The organism is Streptococcus sp. 2_1_36FAA (assembly GCF_000161955.2).
Taxonomy (GTDB): domain Bacteria; phylum Bacillota; class Bacilli; order Lactobacillales; family Streptococcaceae; genus Streptococcus; species Streptococcus gordonii.
The window spans coordinates 633,421-652,197 of record NZ_KI391976.1; the positions used below are offsets into that span (position 1 = coordinate 633,421).

17 protein-coding genes and 5 tRNA genes are annotated in these 18,777 nt (G+C 33.3%); 19 read left to right on the plus strand and 3 right to left on the minus strand.

The window, feature by feature from the left end; all coding sequences use genetic code 11:
• Nucleotides 1-125: 125 nt before the first annotated feature.
• The 3 genes from dnaA to HMPREF0847_RS10835 all read right to left on the minus strand — a co-directional run bounded on the left by dnaA (nucleotide 126) and on the right by HMPREF0847_RS10835 (nucleotide 3,705).
• Nucleotides 126-1,478, minus strand: coding sequence for a chromosomal replication initiator protein DnaA (gene dnaA / locus HMPREF0847_RS10825; protein WP_008808037.1), 1,353 nt, complete (start codon nucleotides 1,476-1,478; stop codon nucleotides 126-128).
• Between the two features lie 203 nt (nucleotides 1,479-1,681).
• The gene (locus tag HMPREF0847_RS10830) at nucleotides 1,682-2,446 is read right to left on the minus strand and encodes a ParB/RepB/Spo0J family partition protein (RefSeq protein ID WP_008808036.1); all 765 of its coding nucleotides are present in this window, start codon (nucleotides 2,444-2,446) and stop codon (nucleotides 1,682-1,684) included.
• 65 nt (nucleotides 2,447-2,511) lie between these two features.
• Complete coding sequence (locus HMPREF0847_RS10835) at nucleotides 2,512-3,705, minus strand: S1C family serine protease (RefSeq protein ID WP_008808035.1); 1,194 nt, start codon at nucleotides 3,703-3,705, stop codon at nucleotides 2,512-2,514.
• 193 nt (nucleotides 3,706-3,898) lie between these two features.
• On the opposite strand from HMPREF0847_RS10835, the gene rlmH reads away from it, so the two are divergent.
• The 19 genes from rlmH to HMPREF0847_RS10930 all read left to right on the plus strand — a co-directional run bounded on the left by rlmH (nucleotide 3,899) and on the right by HMPREF0847_RS10930 (nucleotide 18,775).
• Nucleotides 3,899-4,378 carry a 23S rRNA (pseudouridine(1915)-N(3))-methyltransferase RlmH gene (gene rlmH, locus HMPREF0847_RS10840; RefSeq protein ID WP_008808034.1) on the plus strand — a complete coding sequence of 160 codons (480 nt, stop codon included), beginning with the start codon at nucleotides 3,899-3,901 and terminating at the stop codon, nucleotides 4,376-4,378.
• A 42-nt stretch (nucleotides 4,379-4,420) separates the two neighbouring features.
• Nucleotides 4,421-4,494: transfer RNA gene (locus tag HMPREF0847_RS10845), tRNA-Arg, on the plus strand.
• A gap of 169 nt (nucleotides 4,495-4,663) precedes the next feature.
• Nucleotides 4,664-4,816, plus strand: coding sequence for a bacteriocin (locus HMPREF0847_RS10850; protein ID WP_008808033.1), 153 nt, complete (start codon nucleotides 4,664-4,666; stop codon nucleotides 4,814-4,816).
• 15 nt (nucleotides 4,817-4,831) lie between these two features.
• Nucleotides 4,832-6,190 (plus strand): competence system sensor histidine kinase ComD, encoded by a 1,359-nt coding sequence (gene comD / locus HMPREF0847_RS10855; protein ID WP_008808032.1) that lies wholly within the window; start codon nucleotides 4,832-4,834, stop codon nucleotides 6,188-6,190.
• Nucleotides 6,187-6,954 (plus strand): competence system response regulator transcription factor ComE, encoded by a 768-nt coding sequence (comE, locus tag HMPREF0847_RS10860; protein WP_008808031.1) that lies wholly within the window; start codon nucleotides 6,187-6,189, stop codon nucleotides 6,952-6,954. The genes comD and comE overlap by 4 nt, the downstream gene beginning before the upstream one ends.
• 61 nt (nucleotides 6,955-7,015) lie before the next feature.
• A tRNA-Glu gene (locus tag HMPREF0847_RS10865) sits at nucleotides 7,016-7,087 on the plus strand.
• Nucleotides 7,088-7,092: 5 nt separating this feature from the next.
• Nucleotides 7,093-7,166: transfer RNA gene (locus tag HMPREF0847_RS10870), tRNA-Asn, on the plus strand.
• Between the two features lie 109 nt (nucleotides 7,167-7,275).
• Nucleotides 7,276-8,391, plus strand: coding sequence for a redox-regulated ATPase YchF (gene ychF, locus HMPREF0847_RS10875; RefSeq protein WP_008808030.1), 1,116 nt, complete (start codon nucleotides 7,276-7,278; stop codon nucleotides 8,389-8,391).
• Between the two features lie 73 nt (nucleotides 8,392-8,464).
• Entirely contained in the window at nucleotides 8,465-9,034 is a 570-nt protein-coding gene (gene pth, locus HMPREF0847_RS10880; protein ID WP_008808029.1) for an aminoacyl-tRNA hydrolase, read from the plus strand.
• A complete protein-coding gene (gene mfd / locus HMPREF0847_RS10885) occupies nucleotides 9,027-12,530 on the plus strand; it encodes a transcription-repair coupling factor (protein ID WP_008808028.1) in 3,504 nt (1,167 codons plus the stop codon). Before pth ends, mfd begins: the two co-directional genes overlap by 8 nt.
• 65 nt (nucleotides 12,531-12,595) lie before the next feature.
• On the plus strand, nucleotides 12,596-12,862 hold the full coding sequence (locus HMPREF0847_RS10890) for an RNA-binding S4 domain-containing protein (protein ID WP_008808027.1): 267 nt from the start codon (nucleotides 12,596-12,598) through the stop codon (nucleotides 12,860-12,862).
• Entirely contained in the window at nucleotides 12,855-13,223 is a 369-nt protein-coding gene (locus tag HMPREF0847_RS10895; RefSeq protein WP_008808026.1) for an FtsB family cell division protein, read from the plus strand. Before HMPREF0847_RS10890 ends, HMPREF0847_RS10895 begins: the two co-directional genes overlap by 8 nt.
• A 2-nt stretch (nucleotides 13,224-13,225) precedes the next feature.
• Nucleotides 13,226-13,345, plus strand: coding sequence for an SP_0009 family protein (locus HMPREF0847_RS11400; RefSeq protein ID WP_037622626.1), 120 nt, complete (start codon nucleotides 13,226-13,228; stop codon nucleotides 13,343-13,345).
• Entirely contained in the window at nucleotides 13,345-14,625 is a 1,281-nt protein-coding gene (locus tag HMPREF0847_RS10905; protein WP_008808025.1) for a serine hydrolase, read from the plus strand. Before HMPREF0847_RS11400 ends, HMPREF0847_RS10905 begins: the two co-directional genes overlap by 1 nt.
• Nucleotides 14,622-15,899 carry a tRNA lysidine(34) synthetase TilS gene (gene tilS, locus HMPREF0847_RS10910; RefSeq protein WP_008808024.1) on the plus strand — a complete coding sequence of 426 codons (1,278 nt, stop codon included), beginning with the start codon at nucleotides 14,622-14,624 and terminating at the stop codon, nucleotides 15,897-15,899. The genes HMPREF0847_RS10905 and tilS overlap by 4 nt, the downstream gene beginning before the upstream one ends.
• Nucleotides 15,900-15,903: 4 nt before the next feature.
• Nucleotides 15,904-16,446 (plus strand): hypoxanthine phosphoribosyltransferase, encoded by a 543-nt coding sequence (gene hpt / locus HMPREF0847_RS10915; protein ID WP_008808023.1) that lies wholly within the window; start codon nucleotides 15,904-15,906, stop codon nucleotides 16,444-16,446.
• An 18-nt stretch (nucleotides 16,447-16,464) separates the two neighbouring features.
• The gene (gene ftsH / locus HMPREF0847_RS10920; RefSeq protein WP_008808022.1) at nucleotides 16,465-18,447 is read left to right on the plus strand and encodes an ATP-dependent zinc metalloprotease FtsH; all 1,983 of its coding nucleotides are present in this window, start codon (nucleotides 16,465-16,467) and stop codon (nucleotides 18,445-18,447) included.
• A 177-nt stretch (nucleotides 18,448-18,624) separates the two neighbouring features.
• Nucleotides 18,625-18,696: transfer RNA gene (locus tag HMPREF0847_RS10925), tRNA-Glu, on the plus strand.
• A 5-nt stretch (nucleotides 18,697-18,701) separates the two neighbouring features.
• A tRNA-Asn gene (locus HMPREF0847_RS10930) sits at nucleotides 18,702-18,775 on the plus strand.
• Nucleotides 18,776-18,777 lie beyond the last annotated feature (2 nt).

The window sequence follows — 18,777 nt, forward strand, 5'->3', positions numbered from 1 at the left end:
GGTTAATAGTAATAGTAGGCTATGTGGATAATGTGGAAAAATAGTTCAATCATAGTTACAGCAAGTATTTTTACTTGTGCACAATTTGTGGATTAATTTCCATATTTTTGAAAACTTATCCACAACTATTTTATTTTATTTTTTATCGATTCAATTTCTAAACGTAGATTATCATCTTCTTCTAGCATACTTTTTATTTTTCCATGGGCATGAATTACAGTTGTATGGTCTTTTCCTCCAAATTCACGTCCAATCTTTGGTAAGCTATTATCTGTTAATTCTCTGGTCAAGTACATGGCAACCTGACGAGCTAATACAATATTTTGAACTCGCCTAGTCCCTTTCATTTCTTTGACACTAACTCCGTAAAAATTCCCAACTTCAGTTTGGATACGATCAATTGGGATGACTAATAGTTGACTTCCTGCTTGTTTACGAGAGCGAATAGCTTCAGCTGCAATATCGATAGTAATCTCTTTAATTTGCTTCATACTAGCAAGTAAATTGATATCTTTTAGAGCACCTTCAAGATCACGTACATTTGAATCAAATTGTCCAGCTAAATATTCAATTGTCTCATTTGGGAAAATAAGATCAAATTCTTCGATTTTATTTCGCAAAATAGCAATCCTGGTTTCAAAATTTGGAGGAGTGATATCACTAGTTAATCCCCACTTGAAGCGCGTGACTAGTCTTTCTTCCAAATTTTCTAAGTAGTCTGGACTACGGTCACTGGTCAAAACAATTTGTTTATTTTCTCCATGCAAGGCATTAAAAGTGTTAAAGAATTCTTCTTGAGTAGATACTTTTTTACTAAGTGCTTGAATATCATCGATTAATAATAAATCAAGACTGCGATAGATTTTCTTAAAACTATCCATTTCTCCTAAGCGAAGATGTTCCAGAAAATCATTAATAAAGGTCTCAGCAGGAACATATTTTATCCGAGCATCAGGTGTATTTTCTAATACTTCGTTTCCAATAGCATTTAATAAATGTGTCTTTCCTAAACCTGGTCCACCATAAATGAATAAGGGATTATAGATACCTCCCAGATTATCAGCGACAGCTAAGGCAGCTGCTTTTGCCCACTGATTTCCATCTCCTTGTACGAAGTTTTCAAAAGTATATTTTGCTTTTAAGCCAGTAGCTAGTGGAGGAGATTTTTTCTTTTCAGTTAAATCAGGCTGCTGTGAAGTTAAATAAACTGGTTCTTCTTTAACTCTGTCTTCTGTTTCAAATACGTATAAGGCAGTAATTTGATCATTGTAGATTTCGAAACCAGCCGTTAGGATAATATCTGCTAAATTTTGCTCCCAGAAAAGCTTTTTGACAGGACTATCTAAGTGAATTGTCGCCTGATTATTTTCAATTTTAATCAATTTGGCTTCTGCTACAAAAAAGTCAAAGGTTGTTTTTTTTAGCTGAGTGTGAGCTAACTCTAATACACGCGCCCAAAATTCTTGTTCCTGAGCCATTATTTCTCCCTTCTACTTATAATATTCTTCAATATTTTAACATAAACTTAAAAAGTTTTCCACAACTGTGAATAGAAATCCACAATGTTTATCAAAGTTTTCCACAAGTTGTGGAAAGTTAAGGTTTTTCTTGCTATATAAAGTTTTCTGGATACTATATTTTGTGGAAATGCTTGTGAAATGATAAAAGAAAAATAACAGTACTATTTAAGACTGTTAATAATTCTTTCATATTCTTCCTGATTAGAAAAAGAAATTGAGATTTTGCCAGTTTGTTTCTTAGAGAGACTAATCTTTACATCAACTCCCAATAATTTCTTTAGATTTTCTTCTTCTTCTTCGATAAAAATTTTTTGGACATTTTCAGACTTAGGCTTAGTAGTAGAAGTTTGTAATAATTTCTCTAATTTTCTAACAGAAATATCTGAAGAAATAATTTTTTCAAGCCATTTTTTCTGGTCTTTTTCCTTAAGTTTTATTAGTAATCGAGCATGAGCCTGAGAAATACGACCTTCTTTTACAGCTTTTAAGACAAAATCAGGTAACTGTAGCAAGCGAACAAGATTTGTAATATAAGGCCTTGATTTCCCCATAATCTGAGCGATTTCATCATGCGTTAACCCCTTGTAAATAAGATGTTGATAAGATTCAGCTTCTTCTATTGGATTGAGATCCTCTCTTTGAAGATTTTCAATAATAGCCTGCTTCATCATTTCATCATCGCTTAGTGATTTGACTAAGGCAGGAATTTCAGTTAAGCCTGCTATTTTAGCTGCCCTAAATCTTCTTTCCCCAGCTAAAAGTTCGTATCCAATGATAGATGATTTCCTGACGATAATAGGCTGAATTAATCCGTTTTCTTTAATAGAATTTGCTAACTCGTTTAATTTCTCTATTGAAAAATCTTTTCTTGGTTGATAGGGGTTGGTGTGAATATCTTTAATTAAAATATATTGATAATTTTCCATTTGTATATAGCATAACACACCTTTACGAAAGAGTAAAGGTGTGTTGACAGTCTTGTAAATGGTATTTATTCAGAACTTAAATCATCAGTTGATTTAGTTAGTTTAATAGTTGTTGTTTGCTCTTTTCCATCACGATAATAAGTAACTTTAATTTCTTCATTAATTGAATGTTTATAAAGAGCTGATTGGATATCGCTAGCAGATGATATTTCTGTATCATCAATTTTTGTAATCACATCATATTTTTGTAACTTACCATCAGCAGGCATTCCAGTTTGTGTGGAACGAACAACGACACCATTTTTAACATTGTCTGGAAGTTTTAATCGATCAGAGCTTGAAGAAGACAAACTACTTAAGTTGACCATTTGAATTCCTAGAGCTGGTCGAATGACTTTACCATTCTTTTCTAATTGTTCAATGATATTTACAACATCATTGGATGGGATTGCAAATCCCATACCTTCAACAGAAGTACTACCATTATTGGTGTTAGCAATTTTACTAGAGGTAATACCAATAACTTGACCTTGAATGTTTACAAGAGGACCACCAGAGTTACCTGGATTAATTGCTGCATCAGTTTGAATAGCTTGGGTAGCAATTGTCTGACCATCTTCTGATCGTGAAGAAACATTACGGCTTAGACTAGAAACAATTCCCTGAGTTACTGTATTAGCATAATCAGAACCAAGAGGACTTCCGATTGCAATGGCAGTTTCTCCAACGGTTAATTTACTAGAATCTCCAAATTCTGCTACATTTTTAACCTTATCGGCAGGAATTCTGACTACAGAAATATCAGAATATGTATCAGTCCCGACTATTTCACCAGGAACCTTATTCCCATCAGCAAGACGGATATCAACTTTTTTTGCACCATTGATAACGTGTGTATTGGTAACTAAGTAAGCATAGTCTTTATCTTTTCTATAGATAACACCAGATCCTTCGCTAGCTACCTGATCATTTTCATTTCCTGAATTATTGTTGTCAAAAATAGTATCCGAATTAGATTCAGAATATGTAATGACAGAGACAACAGCATCTTTTACTTTATCAACAGCCTTTGTTGTAGAATTACTATTTTTATAGGATGTTGTTACTGTAGTCGCTGTTTTCTGATTATTATTTGTGGCTGAATGAGGTGTTGAAAAATAAGAAAATCCCCATGTTCCAGCAACACCACCTATAAAACCAACTAACAAAACAATGAAAATTTGCAATGTTTTTTTGAAGAAATTTGAAGAGTTTTTCATATCTTCCTCCTAATATTTCAAATTGCTGTAAGTATAGAACCGATAACTTAATTATATCTTAAAAATAATCACTTTTCCACAGTTTGTGGAAAACTTAGAAAAAACGTTAATTTTTATTAGAAAATCTATAGATGAGGTAAAAATTTCTCATTGAAATGGTGTGAATAAAGTGTGAATATGATAAAATGAAATTATGAAAATAAAGCTTGTAACAGTTGGAAAACTAAAAGAGAAATACCTTAAAGAAGGGATTGCAGAATACTCAAAACGACTCAGTCGTTTTACGAAAGTAGAGATAATTGAATTAGCTGATGAAAAAACACCAGATAAAGCAAGTCCATTAGAGAACCAACAAATTCTGTCGAAAGAAGGGGAACGAATTTTATCTAAAGTATTAGATCGTGAATTTGTTATTGTTTTAGCTATTGAAGGTCAGCAATTTCCTTCTGAAAAATTTAGTAAAGTTATTGAAGATGCTTCAGTTCGAGGTTTTTCAGATATCACTTTTATTATTGGTGGTAGCTTAGGCTTATCTCCTAAAGTAAAAGAAAGAGCAAATCTTTTGATGAGTTTTGGTCAATTAACCCTACCTCATCAATTAATGCGTTTAGTTTTAATGGAGCAAATTTATCGTGCTTTTATGATTCAGCAAGGAAGTCCTTATCATAAATGAATCTTGACGCTATACGGTCTTTTTGTTACAATAATAAAGTATGGTCCCATAGCTCAGCTGGATAGAGCATTCGCCTTCTAAGCGAACGGTCGCAAGTTCGAATCTTGCTGGGATCAGATAAGATTGAGGGTGCGCTCAAGCGCACTCTTTTTTTAATAAAATTTTTAAAAATGACATTTCAGTTATATTTACTTGCATATGAAGCTGATTTTCTATATTTGGGAAATCTCCCTGTATAATAATCTTGTAAGTTAACTTTACAAAAAATTATTAGGAGATATTTTTATGAAAAAGAAAAACAAACAAAATTTATTGCCAAAAGAGTTACAACAATTTGAAATTTTGACAGAAAGAAAATTAGAGCAAGTTACTGGTGGAGATATTCGACATAGGATTAATAATTCAATTTGGAGAGATATTTTTTTAAAAAGAAAATAATTTTAGGGGTTAAAGATGATTTTGAAGATAATAATTGCATTTTTTCCAACTATTATACAAGTTGTTTCTTATGAGATATTTCATAAGAAAATTATGCAGAGTAAAAAGATAGATATAAAATTTATTGGTTTATTCTTTAGTATTGTTTTTGGAATTTCAATTATTTCTTCAATTCTTATTGAAATTCCAAGTTTTGGAGATGTAATAAGTAGTATTTTCCACTATATTTTCCTATTTATTCAACCCCTTATTTTCTACAAATATTTTCTTAAAAGAAAAGAGTATGATAATTACTTGAATTTGTTTTTATCATTTGTCATCTATTTATCTGTGGAGACATCAGAAACTTTTTTCTCTGTCATTATTTCTTCAATAACAGGAGATTCTTTTGTAAAACAACATTATGATATTTTTTACATTATAATTAATCTTTTATCTTTGTTTATTATTTTAAAGGTTGTTGATTTTTTTGACTTTTATTTTGAGTACTATAAAGAACCAATTTATAAAAAAGATCTATATAATGTTAATAAGTCATATATAGTAATCCATATCTTATTAAATATTTCTCATTGGTTCAGCGAAAATGCACATCTTAATAGCTTTGCTAGTATGATTGCAACTATAGGATTTATTATGTTTTTGTCGACCTTATTTTATCTGAAGTCTGCTCGTGAACAATATGAAAAAGCTAAAGAAATTCAGCAAAAAAAGGAAGAACAAAGACAACTACAACTTTATACAGATGAAATTGTAGGTCTTTATAACGAAATTCGAGGTTTTCGTCACGATTATGCTGGTATGTTAACAAGTTTGCAAACCGGAATTAACTCAGGTGATATGAAAGAAGTAGAGCGAATCTTTCATAATGTTTTAAGTCAAGCTAATATTTCCCTTCGATCAGATGACTATACTTTTTTTGAGGTAAATAATGTTCAAGACACTGCCTTGAGAAGTGTGTTAATTCAAACTATATTTAAGGCTCGAGAGTGTGGAGTAGAGATCGTATTTGAAATGAAGGATGTTATTGAGACATTACCTATGAAACTTTTAGATTTAGTTCGAGTAGCTAGTGTATTGCTCAATAATGCGGTTGAAGGGGCAGCTGAAAGTCCCTCAAAAACAATGAACGTGTCTTTAGTAAAGCTAGATAAAGAAATTGTTTTTGTAATTCAGAATTCTCGTCAAAGCCGTTACATTAATTTAGAAGAAATTTATGAAGTAGGCTTCTCAACAAAAGGAGAAAATCGAGGATTAGGTTTAAATAATGTCAAAGAAATTATTGACAAATATGATGAAGTTATTCTGGAAACAGATATAGAAACAAATTATTTTATACAAGTTGTAAGATTTAAAAGAAAGGAACAAATATGAAAGTATTAGTGCTAGAGGATACTATTGAACATCAAGTTAGAATTGAAAATGTCTTCGAAGAAATTTCTCGCGAACTAAATCTTGAAATTAAAGCAAAAGTAACAGGAAAAATTCATGAATTTAAAGAATATGTTGAGTCAGACGAGGTAAATCAACTCTATTTCTTAGATATAGATATCAAAGGAGAAGAACAAAAAGGTCTAGAAATGGCGCAATTTATACGCCAACATAATCCCTATGCTATCATTGTTTTTGTCACGAGTCATTCAGAATTTGCGACTTTAACTTTTAAGTATAAAGTATCAGCGTTAGATTTTATAGATAAAGACATAAATGATAATTCTTTTAAGAAAAGAGTTAAAGATTGCATCGTTTATACACGAAATAATTTAATTGAAAATACAGATATTGTTGACTTTTTTGAGTATAGTTTTAGAGGAAACGAAATTCGAATTCCTTTTAGGGATATTCTATATATTGAGACGACAGGAAGTCCTTATAAATTAAGAGTTGTTGGAAAAAATTTCTTTAAGGAATTTTATGGGACTATAGCAGAAATTCAAGAACAAGATAAAGAACTTGGATATTTTTTCTCACCACATAAGTCATACCTATCTAATATTAGCAACATTAGTGGATACGACAAAAAGACAAAAGATGTTTTATATTATGATGGTCATCGCTCACCAATTTCTCGATTACGTGTCAGATACTTGAAAGAAATACTGAAAGCTAAAAGTAAAAAAGAAGAAAATAAAAAATAAAACTGTTGACAAAGCGAGATAAACTGGTATAATAAAATATGTCTTCTTGCAAGACATATATGGTCCGTTGGTCAAGGGGTTAAGACACCGCCTTTTCACGGCGGTAACACGGGTTCGAATCCCGTACGGACTATATTATCCGGCATAGCTCAGTTGGTAGTAGCGCATGACTGTTAATCATGATGTCGTAGGTTCGAGTCCTACTGCCGGAGTCGTTAACACTCAATTAATTGAGTGTTTTTTTGTTTATATTTTCCTCTACAGACTTAGCCTGTTTTATGGTATAATAATTTGAATTGAAAAGATGAAAGGAAGAGCTAAATGGCTTTAACAGCAGGAATTGTCGGATTACCTAATGTCGGCAAATCAACTTTATTTAATGCAATTACAAAAGCGGGGGCAGAAGCAGCAAACTATCCTTTTGCAACAATTGACCCTAATGTTGGAAGAGTGGAAGTTCCGGATGCACGTCTTGATAAATTAACAGAGCTCATCAAACCACAGAAAAAAGTTCCAACAACTTTTGAATTTACAGATATTGCTGGAATTGTGAAAGGTGCTTCAAAAGGAGAAGGACTTGGAAATAAATTCTTGGCCAATATCCGCGAAGTAGATGCTATTGTCCACGTTGTACGAGCTTTTGATGATGAAAATGTCATGAGGGAACAGGGTCGTGAGTCTGATTTTGTTGATCCAATGGCAGATATTGAAACAATCAATTTAGAATTGATTTTAGCAGACTTAGAAAGTATCAACAAACGTTATGCGCGTGTAGAGAAGATGGCAAGAACTCAAAAAGATAAGGATTCTGTGGCGGAATTTAATGTGTTACAGAAAATTAAGCCAGTTCTCGAAGATGGTATCTCAGCTCGGACAATTGAGTTTACAGAAGAAGAACAGAAGATCGTTAAAGGGCTCTTTCTCTTAACGACTAAACCTGTGCTTTATGTGGCCAATGTCAGTGAAGATGAGGTGGCTGATCCAGATAATATTGACTATGTAAAGCAAATTCGGGAATTTGCAGCAACAGAAAATGCAGAAGTTGTAGTCATTTCAGCGCGTGCTGAAGAGGAAATTTCTGAATTGGATGATGAAGATAAATCAGAATTTTTAGAAGCTATTGGCTTGACTGAATCAGGTGTGGATAAACTGACCAGAGCAGCTTACCACCTGTTGGGACTTGGAACATACTTTACAGCTGGTGAAAAAGAAGTTCGCGCTTGGACCTTCAAACGTGGAATGAAAGCCCCTCAAGCAGCAGGCATCATCCACTCAGATTTTGAGAAAGGTTTCATCCGAGCGGTAACCATGTCTTATGATGATTTACTGCATTATGGAAGTGAAAAAGCAGTGAAAGAAGCTGGTCGTTTACGTGAAGAAGGAAAAGAATATATCGTTCAAGATGGCGATATTATGGAATTCCGATTTAATGTGTAAAAGAAAGTATAAATGGAATAAAGAGTAGGTTGGAAAAAAATTTCCAACCCTTTTAAGCTTTGAAAGGATAAGAATGACAAAATTAATTGTTGGATTAGGAAATCCGGGAGAAAAATATTTTGAAACGAAACACAATGTTGGTTTTATGCTAGTTGACAAGTTATGTAAAGATTTAAATTTAAAGTTTACAGTTGATAAAATTTTTCAGTCAGAAATCGCTTCAACATTCTTAAATGGTGAAAAGGTATATTTTATCAAACCAACAACTTTTATGAATGAAAGTGGAAAAGCAGTTCATGCTTTGTTAACATATTACGGTTTAGAAGTTGAAGATTTACTTGTAATATATGATGATTTAGATATGGAAGTTGGTAAGATTCGTTTACGTGCAAAAGGTTCAGCAGGCGGCCATAATGGGATTAAATCAATTATTAAACATATAGGTACTCAAGATTTTAAACGAGTTAAAATAGGTATTGGTCGTCCCAAAGAAGGTATGACAGTGGTTCATCATGTTTTAGGAAAATTCGATAGAGATGATTATATAACTATTTTGAACACTCTTGATAAGGTTGACAATGCTGTAAATTATTATTTACAATCAGGCAATTTTGAACAAGCAATGCAGAAGTATAATGGATAATAAAATGAACTTGATTGATTTATTTTGTCAAAACCAGCAAATTTTAGATTGGAAAAAAAATCTAAATCAAAAGACTAGACAGTTACTAATGGGGTTGTCTGGTTCCACTAAGGCACTTGCAATAGCCTCTGCTCTTGATGAACATCAAAAAATTCTCGTTATGACATCAGGTTATAGTGAAGCAGAAAAGTTATCTAGTGACTTGATTTCTTTGTTAGGTGAGGAAAAAGTATATAATTTTTTAGCTGACGATGCACCTATGGCTGAATTTATCTTCTCGTCTCAAGAGAAAATATATACTCGGATTGGAGCATTAAATTTTTTATTAGATGACAATGAGTCAGGTATTCTAGTCACAAATCTTTCAGCTAGTCGCCTTTTTTTGCCAAATCCAAATGAATTAAAATCTTCAATTATAGAACTAAAAGTTGGTCAAGAATATAACCTTGATACCCTTGTAAACTTTTTGATTAAGATTGGTTATAGAAAAGAATCACAAGTTTTTAATCAGGGTGAGTTCAGTTTAAGAGGTGATATCCTAGATATTTTTGATAAAGATAGTATTTCTCCTTACCGCTTAGAATTTTTCGGAGATGAGATTGATGGAATACGTATTTTTGATTCAGAAAGCCAAACTTCTATTGAAAATTTAAATCAAGTTTTAATTCATCCTGCAAACGATATATTGTTATCGGATGAAGATTATCTAAGAGCTCAGAAAAAAATAGAAGAGGCAGTAAAAGCAAGTCAAGATAACCATCTAAAATCTTATCTTGAAGAGATCTTACAGGATGTTAAAAAACGTCAACTTCATCCAGATTCTCGAAAATTTTTATCCTATTTTTATGAGAAAGAATGGACTATTCTAGATTATCTTCCAAAACATACTCCTATTTTCTTTGATGATTTTCAAAAAATCATGGAGCGAAATGCACAATTTGAAATGGAAGCTGCAACTATTTTGACAGAAGGTTTACAATCTAGTAAAGCTGTTTCAAATCAGAAATATTTTGTTAATGCTTATCCAGATTTTAGAAATTACAAACCTTCTACTTTTCTTTCAAATTTTCACAAAGGCTTAGGTAACTTAAAATTTGATTTTCTTTATCAATTTAATCAATACCCTATGCAGGAATTTTTTAGTCAATTTCTTTTATTGAAAGATGAAATTGACCGCTATAAAAAGGCAGGTTCTACAGTAATCCTGCAAGCATCTTCATTATCTTCTTTACAATCTTTACATAAAACTTTACAAGAATACGATATTCAAGTAGAGTATATAAATGATAAAGAAATCCATAAAAATTCAGTGCAACTTATACAAGGAAATTTAAACCAGGGATTTAATTTTGTTGATCAAAAGCTTGTATTAATTACAGAATATGAAATTTTCCAAAAGAAAGTTAAAAGACGTGTAAGACGGCAAAATATATCTAATGCAGAGCGATTAAAGGATTATAATGAGTTAGAAAAAGGAGATTATGTTGTCCATAACATACATGGTATTGGGCGATATCTAGGAATTGAAACCATTGAAATTTCTGGTATTCATCGAGATTACGTAACCATTCAATACCAAAATGCTGATCGAGTATCGATTCCAGTTGACCAAATCCAACTCTTATCAAAATATGTAGCAAGTGACGGAAAGACACCAAAAGTCAATAAGTTAAATGATGGTCGTTTTCAAAAGACAAAACAAAAAGTTCAGCATCAAGTGGAAGATATTGCAGATGATTTAATTAAATTGTATGCCGAGAGGAGCCAGCTAGAAGGTTTTTCCTTTTCTAGTGATGACGAAAATCAGATTGAATTTGATAATGATTTTCCTTATGTTGAAACAGAGGATCAATTACGAAGTATTCAAGAAATAAAAAAGGACATGGAAAGCAAGCAACCAATGGATCGCCTATTGGTAGGAGATGTTGGTTTTGGTAAAACTGAAGTAGCAATGCGGGCGGCTTTTAAAGCTGTTAATGATCATAAGCAGGTTGCAATTTTGGTGCCAACAACTGTACTTGCTCAGCAACATTATACAAATTTTAAAGAACGTTTTAATGACTTTGCTGTTAATGTTGATGTTCTAAGTCGCTTTAGGACAAAGGCAGAGCAGAATGAGACTTTAGAAGGTTTGAAAAAAGGTCAAGTGGATATCATTATTGGGACTCACAGGCTCTTATCACAGGATGTTGAATTTGCAGATTTAGGTCTGATAGTTATTGATGAGGAACAGCGTTTTGGAGTTAAGCATAAGGAGAAACTAAAAGAATTAAAAACAAAAGTTGATGTCTTAACTTTAACTGCTACTCCTATTCCTCGTACCTTACACATGTCAATGTTAGGTATTCGAGACTTATCAGTCATTGAAACTCCTCCGACCAATCGTTATCCAGTTCAAACTTATGTTTTAGAAAGTAATCCAACTATCATTCGAGATGCAATTTTAAGAGAAATAGATCGTGGAGGACAAGTTTACTATCTTTACAATAAAGTTGACACAATTGAGCAAAAAGTAGCTGAATTAAAAGAGTTAATTCCAGAAGCCAATATTGGTTACGTTCATGGTCAGATGAGTGAAATTCGCTTGGAGAATACTCTAATTGACTTTATAAATGGAGAATATGATGTCTTGGTTACAACTACCATTATTGAAACAGGAGTTGATATTCCAAATGCAAATACTTTATTTATAGAAAATGCTGATCATATGGGTCTGTCAACCTTGTATCAACTTAGGGGAAGAGTAGGTCGGAGTAATCGTATTGCCTATGCTTATTTTATGTATCGTCCAGATAAAAATTTGACTGAGGTGGCTGAAAAACGTTTAGAAGCAATTAAAGGTTTTACAGAGCTAGGTTCAGGATTTAAAATTGCAATGCGAGATTTATCCATTAGAGGAGCAGGAAACATTCTTGGATCTTCTCAATCAGGATTTATTGATTCAGTAGGGTTTGAAATGTATTCTCAACTTTTAGAAGAGGCAATTGCCAAGAAACAAGGTAAAGAGCAAAAAAGACAAAAAAGTAATGCAGAAATTAATCTCCAAATTGATGCCTATTTACCAAGTGACTATATATCAGATGAACGCCAAAAAATTGAGATTTACAAACGTATTCGTGAAATTGACAACAGTGTAAATTATGAAGATTTACAGGAAGAATTGATAGATCGTTTTGGAGAGTATCCAGATGTTGTCGCCTATTTATTAGAAATTGGTCTGTTGAAATCATATTTGGATAAATCCTTTGTTTCTTTAGTAGAACGCAGACAGCAGACCGTAGTTGTTAGATTTGAAAAGATGTCACAGCAAATATTCTTGACCCAGGATTATTTTGAAGCTTTGGCTGCAACAACTTTAAAAGCTCGTATAGGAGAAAGCGACAAACTAATTGAAGTTATTTTTGATGTTCGTCAGAAAAAGGATTACGAAATCTTAGAAAATTTAATTCAGTTTGGTCAAAAGTTGGTGGAGATAAAACAAAGAAAAGAGGATTGAGAGGATTTTGTTTTTTCATTTTCTTTAAAACATGGTAGAATATTAAGAGAATTGAGGTAAGGAATATGAGATTAGACAAGTATCTAAAAGTATCAAGAATTATTAAAAGGCGAACTGTTGCAAAAGAAGTTGCAGATAAAGGACGAATAAAAGTAAATGGAATTCTAGCCAAGAGTTCAACAGACTTAAAAACAGATGATATTGTTGAAATTCGTTTTGGTAATAAACTACTCACTGTGAAAGTATTAGAAATGAAAGATAGTACCAAAAAAGAAGATGCAGCAAGTATGTATGAAATTGTCAGTGAAACAAGGATAGAAGAAAATGTCTAAAAATATTGTTCAATTAAATAATCAGTACATTCAGGATGAAAATCAGCGTCGACGCTACTTAGAAGAAGAACGTCGCAAAAAAAATCGTTTTATGGGCTGGGTTTTAATTTTAGTTATGCTTTTGTTCATTTTACCAACTTATAATTTAGTACAATCCTATCAAACCCTTCTAGAACGCCGGCAAAAGCTTGTTGAGTTACAAGAAAAATATGATGAGTTGAGTAGGGAAAAAGAATATCAGGAAAACTTATCTAAGCGTTTAAAGGATGATGACTATGCCGCTAAATACGCTCGAGCAAAATATTTCTATGCTAAAGAAGGAGAGACAATCTATAATATACCAGATTTGTTACCACAGTAATCATGGATAATATTGTTAAAACAGTGGAGAAATTTTTAACTTTCTCAGAGGAGAAATTGGAAGAACTTTCACAAAAGAATCAAGAATTGAGAGAAGAAAAAAATACAGAAAGGAAGGATTGATGAGGAAATACTTAGCTTTATTGTTGTTACCGGCTTTCTTTTGCAGTAATATAGTCATTAGCACAGAAAAAGATATTCCATTGACAACAAGTCAACAGTATGAATTGACCAATACAAGCTACAGCAATTATTATCAAACACTTCCTACCAATCCAAATGTTTATGAAGAAGTTTTAACTTTTTCTTCTGCAGAACTAGATAAGATTTCTGGGAAGATATCTCCAAATCAGCCTTTCAAGTTGACTGAATTAGTAGTCAATTCTCAAGGGTTACCTCTCTTTAAGTTATCCAATGGTCAGTTTGTAGTTGCTGATAAACGTTCCATTTATGATGATACTGTCTTGGCTTTGGAGGATACAAATCAAACAGTGTGGCTGAAACCAGGTTTTACAGTTTATGAAAAAGCTTATGTAAATGGTGTCAAAAAAATTAATAGTAATAAATCAGCCTATACTTCTGTAAAAATCACTCAACTAGCTACAACACCAACAGCCCAATATGCAAAAATTGAAAATAGTGGTTGGGTAAGAGCGGATTATCTTTCAGATACAGATAATCGCATCGAAAAAGTTCAAGAAATCTTAACTAGTCGATATAATCAGGCGGACTTTTCTATTTATGTCAAACAGTTGAATACAGGAAAAACGGCAGGAATTAATCAAGATACAGAGATGTATTCTGCCAGTGTAACTAAATTGCCAATTCTTTATTATGCTCAAGAAGAATTAAATAAAGGGAAATTTACACTTGCACAAGGACTAAAATATATTCAGGATGTTAATGATTATTCTGGAGCTTATGATACGGAAGGAAGTGGGAGTTTACCCAAAGAAGCGGATAATAAAGAATACAGTGTACAGGATCTCATTAATCATATTGCCAAAGAATCTGATAACGCCGCAACCAATATTTTAGGTTACTATGTTACAGATAAATCAAGCTCGACCTACCGTTCCACTATTGAAAACATTGCAGGTAGAAAATGGGATGTGGAAGAAAGAAATGCCTCTGCTAAAATGGCAGGAAATGTAATGGAAGCTATTTATTATCAAAATGGTTCTATTATTGACACTCTTTCGCAGACCAACTTTGATAATCAGAGGATTTCTAAGGATATTCCAGTGAAGGTTGCTCATAAGATTGGTGATGCTTATGATTTCAAACATGACGTTGCCATTGTTTACAGTGAATCACCTTTTATCATATCGGTGTTCACTAATCATTCAAACTATGACACTATTTCAAAAATAGCCAATGATGTCTATGAGGTGCTGAAATGATTGAGCAGCAATTTTTGAAACAGTGTAAAGAAAAAGCTTATTTTATTGAACATCAAAGAGTTTTGTTGGCCATTTCTGGTGGCCTTGATTCTATGACCTTATTGAACCTTTTATATAAGTATCAAAAAGAGTTGGATATAGAACTTATCTTGGCTCATATCAACCATAAACAACGAATTGAAGCTGATCAAGAAGAAAAACAATTAAAAGAAATTGCTCAAAAACTTGGTGTAAAGATTCTTACATCAAGTTTTTCTGGAGTTTTTTCAGAAAAATCAGCTAGAGATTTTCGTTATAATTTTTTCAAAAAAGTCATGCAAGAAGAAGATTGTACTGCCTTGGTGACAGCCCATCATGCAGACGATCAAGCAGAAACGATTTTTATGCGGATTCTACGTGGAAGTCGCTTACGTTATTTGTCTGGTATGAAAGATAGGCAGCCTTTTGGTGGTGGCGAGTTAATTAGACCCTTGTTGGAATTTTCTAAAACTGATTTTCCGACGGTTTTTCATTTTGAAGATGCCTCAAATTTTGAAAATACTTATTTTAGAAATCGTGTAAGAAACCAATATTTCCCGCTTTTAGAAACAGAAAACCCCAGAATCAAACAAGCTATTATAGGTTTAGGTTTAGAAATTGCTCAATTACAAAAAGCTCTTTCCGGCTTAACAAAAGACTTAAATCTGACGGATTTACAGACGTTTAGGAAGCAAAAAAGAGAAGTTCAAGTTTTTTTATTGCAGGAATATCTTGAAAAATTTCCTGATTTACAACTAAGTAAAGCACAGTTTGATGATATTTTACATATTGTAAATACTAAAACCAACTATCACCATTATCTTAAAAATCAATATGAGCTCATCCAAGACTATCAAACCTTTAAAATTAAGAAAATCGGTCCTAAGTCTGATTCAAAAAAGGGAGCTATTTTGCTACAATTTGAAGATATTATTGAACTAGGTGGTTATTGTTTCTCTTTTGGGAAAGAATTAATTGGTGGAGAGGTTCAGATGATTCCTGTTTCACGTAAAACTTCTATTGTGCTCCGTCACCGACAGTCTGGAGATAGAATTTTATTAAATGGTCACCATAAAAAACTAGCTCGCTATTTTATAGATGAAAAATACTCTCTTAAAGAAAGAGATGAAGCTGTCATTGTGGAACAATTTAATGAAATTTTAGGGATTGCTGGAATCGTAACAAGTGATTTGAGTAAGAACTCGAAACGTGATATAATGAAAGATGTTCTTTATATTAAAAAAATAGATAGGTAAGATTATGTTAGAAAAAGACATTAAAAAAGTACTGATTTCGCACGATGAGATAGTTGCTGCTGCTAAAAAACTAGGTGCTCAATTAACAGAAGATTATCATGGGAAGAATCCTATTCTAGTTGGTGTTTTAAAAGGTTCGGTTCCTTTTATGGCTGAGTTGATCAAGCATATTGATACTCATATTGAATTGGATTTCATGATTGTGTCTAGCTATCATGGTGGAACTTCTAGCAGTGGTGTAATTAACATTAAAAAAGATGTTGACCAAGATGTTGCTGGTCGCGATATTCTTTTTATTGAAGATATCATTGATACTGGAAAGACCTTAAAAAGCCTTTGTGAAATGTTCAAAGATAGAAATGCGGCATCAGTTAAAATTGCTACACTCTTGGATAAGCCAGAAGGACGCCTCGTTGAAATTGAGGCGGATTATACCTGTTTCACAATTCCAAATGAATTTGTAGTTGGCTATGGATTGGACTATGTTGAAAACTATCGCAATTTACCTTATGTAGGTATCTTGAAGGAAGAAGTATATACAAAATAAAAGGTTTACTATATATAAATGAAAAATAAGCAAAATAATGGATTAGTAAAAAATCCACTTCTGTACATTCTAGTTGTGATTGCCTTGGTAACAGGTTTTCAGTATTTGATGGCTGGAAATTCTGTCAACCGCAGTCAACAGATTAATTACACAGAATTAGTTAAAGAAATTGAAAAAGGTAACGTAAAAGATATTAGTTACCAGCCAAATGGAAGTGTTGTTGAGATTTCCGGAACGTATAAAAAATCTAAGGAAGTGAAAGATACAACAGGCATTCAATTTTTCCCATCCCCTTCATTATCAGTTAAAAAATTCACCAGCATCATATTGCCGGCGGATTCAACTATTTCTGAGTTACAAAATTTAGCAGCTAAAAACAAGACAGAGATTAGCATCAAGCGTGAAAGCTCAAGTGGAATGTGGCTTAATATTTTAATTTCTGCCTTTCCACTTGTTATTGTCGGATTCTTCTTCTTTTCAATGATGAATCAAAGTGGTGGCGGTGGAGCCCGTGGTGCGATGAATTTTGGTCGCAACAAAGCGCGTGCTGCTAGCAAAGAATCAATCAAAGTACGTTTTTCTGATGTTGCTGGTGCTGAAGAAGAAAAGCAAGAATTGGTTGAAGTAGTTGAATTTCTTAAAGATCCTAAACGTTATACCAAGCTTGGAGCACGTATCCCTGCTGGTGTTCTACTTGAAGGACCTCCAGGGACAGGTAAAACTCTTCTTGCTAAAGCAGTTGCAGGAGAAGCTGGCGTTCCTTTCTTCAGTATTTCAGGTTCAGATTTTGTAGAAATGTTTGTTGGTGTTGGTGCTAGTCGTGTTCGCTCATTATTTGAAGATGCTAAAAAAGCAGCTCCAGCAATCATCTTTATTGATGAAATTGATGCAGTCGGTCGTCAGCGTGGTGTTGGTCTTGGCGGTGGTAATGATGAGAGAGAACAAACTTTAAACCAACTTCTTATTGAAATGGATGGTTTTGAAGGAAATGAAGGCATTATCGTTATCGCTGCAACAAACCGTTCAGATGTGCTGGATCCTGCACTTCTTCGTCCTGGACGTTTTGACAGAAAAGTTTTAGTCGGTCGTCCAGATGTCAAAGGTCGTGAAGCTATCTTACGTGTTCATGCTAAAAACAAACCTTTGGCTACAGATGTTGATTTGAAATTAGTTGCTCAGCAGACCCCAGGATTTGTTGGTGCAGATCTTGAGAATGTCCTAAATGAAGCAGCCTTGGTAGCAGCTCGCCGCAATAAGAAAGTAATCGACGCTTCTGATATCGATGAAGCTGAAGATAGAGTTATCGCTGGACCGTCTAAAAAAGATAAGACAGTTTCAGAACGTGACCGCCAAATCGTTGCGTATCATGAAGCAGGTCATACAATTGTTGGTTTGGTTCTTTCAAATGCTCGTGTTGTGCATAAGGTAACCATCGTACCTCGTGGTCGTGCGGGAGGATACATGATTGCCTTGCCTAAGGAAGATCAAATGCTTCTATCTAAAGAAGATATGAAAGAGCAATTAGCAGGTCTCATGGGTGGACGGGTTGCAGAAGAAATCATCTTTAATGTTCAAACAACAGGGGCTTCTAATGACTTCGAACAGGCAACACAAATGGCTCGAAGTATGGTTACAGAATATGGTATGAGCGACAAACTTGGTCCCGTACAGTATGAAGGAAATCATGCTATGATTCCAGGTGCTTATAATCCACCAAAATCTATCTCTGAGCAGACTGCCTATGAAGTTGATGCTGAAGTACGCGACCTCTTAAATGAAGCACGTAACAAAGCAGCAGAAATCATTCAATCAAATCGTGAAACTCATAAATTGATAGCTGAAGCGCTTCTGAAATATGAAACGTTGGATAGTAATCAAATTAAATCTATTTATGAAACCGGGAAAATATCTGAAGATCAATTGGATGAAGATAAAGAGTCACACGCTCTTTCATATGATGAAATTAAATCAAAAATGGAAGAAAACAAATCAGCTGAATAAAATCAAAAAGAATCTCATTTTGGGATTCTTTTTTTTGAGAAGTTAGCCATAAATCAAACTCATTTGATACATATAACTAAATTACTAGATTACCAATAAAAGATGATTAAAAAAATAAATAGAAAAGTATTGACAAAACGAAAGGAACTGATATAATGTTCTATGTTGTGTGTTTATGGTCCGTTGGTCAAGGGGTTAAGACACCGCCTTTTCACGGCGGTAACACGGGTTCGAATCCCGTACGGACTATATTATCCGGCATAGCTCAGTTGGTAGTAGCGCATGACTGTTAATCATGATGTCGTAGGTTCGAGTCCTACTGCCGGAGTT

Excerpts from the sequence above, each read along its gene's own strand:
- dnaA (WP_008808037.1), bottom strand. The coding sequence starts at position 1,478 with ATGGCTCAGGAACAAGAATTTTGGGCGCGTGTATTAGAGTTAGCTCAC.
- HMPREF0847_RS10830 (WP_008808036.1), bottom strand. The coding sequence starts at position 2,446 with ATGGAAAATTATCAATATATTTTAATTAAAGATATTCACACCAACCCC.
- HMPREF0847_RS10835 (WP_008808035.1), bottom strand. The coding sequence starts at position 3,705 with ATGAAAAACTCTTCAAATTTCTTCAAAAAAACATTGCAAATTTTCATT.
- rlmH (WP_008808034.1), top strand. The coding sequence starts at position 3,899 with ATGAAAATAAAGCTTGTAACAGTTGGAAAACTAAAAGAGAAATACCTT.
- HMPREF0847_RS10850 (WP_008808033.1), top strand. The coding sequence starts at position 4,664 with ATGAAAAAGAAAAACAAACAAAATTTATTGCCAAAAGAGTTACAACAA.
- comD (WP_008808032.1), top strand. The coding sequence starts at position 4,832 with ATGATTTTGAAGATAATAATTGCATTTTTTCCAACTATTATACAAGTT.
- comE (WP_008808031.1), top strand. The coding sequence starts at position 6,187 with ATGAAAGTATTAGTGCTAGAGGATACTATTGAACATCAAGTTAGAATT.
- ychF (WP_008808030.1), top strand. The coding sequence starts at position 7,276 with ATGGCTTTAACAGCAGGAATTGTCGGATTACCTAATGTCGGCAAATCA.
- pth (WP_008808029.1), top strand. The coding sequence starts at position 8,465 with ATGACAAAATTAATTGTTGGATTAGGAAATCCGGGAGAAAAATATTTT.
- mfd (WP_008808028.1), top strand. The coding sequence starts at position 9,027 with ATGGATAATAAAATGAACTTGATTGATTTATTTTGTCAAAACCAGCAA.
- HMPREF0847_RS10890 (WP_008808027.1), top strand. The coding sequence starts at position 12,596 with ATGAGATTAGACAAGTATCTAAAAGTATCAAGAATTATTAAAAGGCGA.
- HMPREF0847_RS10895 (WP_008808026.1), top strand. The coding sequence starts at position 12,855 with ATGTCTAAAAATATTGTTCAATTAAATAATCAGTACATTCAGGATGAA.
- HMPREF0847_RS11400 (WP_037622626.1), top strand. The coding sequence starts at position 13,226 with ATGGATAATATTGTTAAAACAGTGGAGAAATTTTTAACTTTCTCAGAG.
- HMPREF0847_RS10905 (WP_008808025.1), top strand. The coding sequence starts at position 13,345 with ATGAGGAAATACTTAGCTTTATTGTTGTTACCGGCTTTCTTTTGCAGT.
- tilS (WP_008808024.1), top strand. The coding sequence starts at position 14,622 with ATGATTGAGCAGCAATTTTTGAAACAGTGTAAAGAAAAAGCTTATTTT.
- hpt (WP_008808023.1), top strand. The coding sequence starts at position 15,904 with ATGTTAGAAAAAGACATTAAAAAAGTACTGATTTCGCACGATGAGATA.
- ftsH (WP_008808022.1), top strand. The coding sequence starts at position 16,465 with ATGAAAAATAAGCAAAATAATGGATTAGTAAAAAATCCACTTCTGTAC.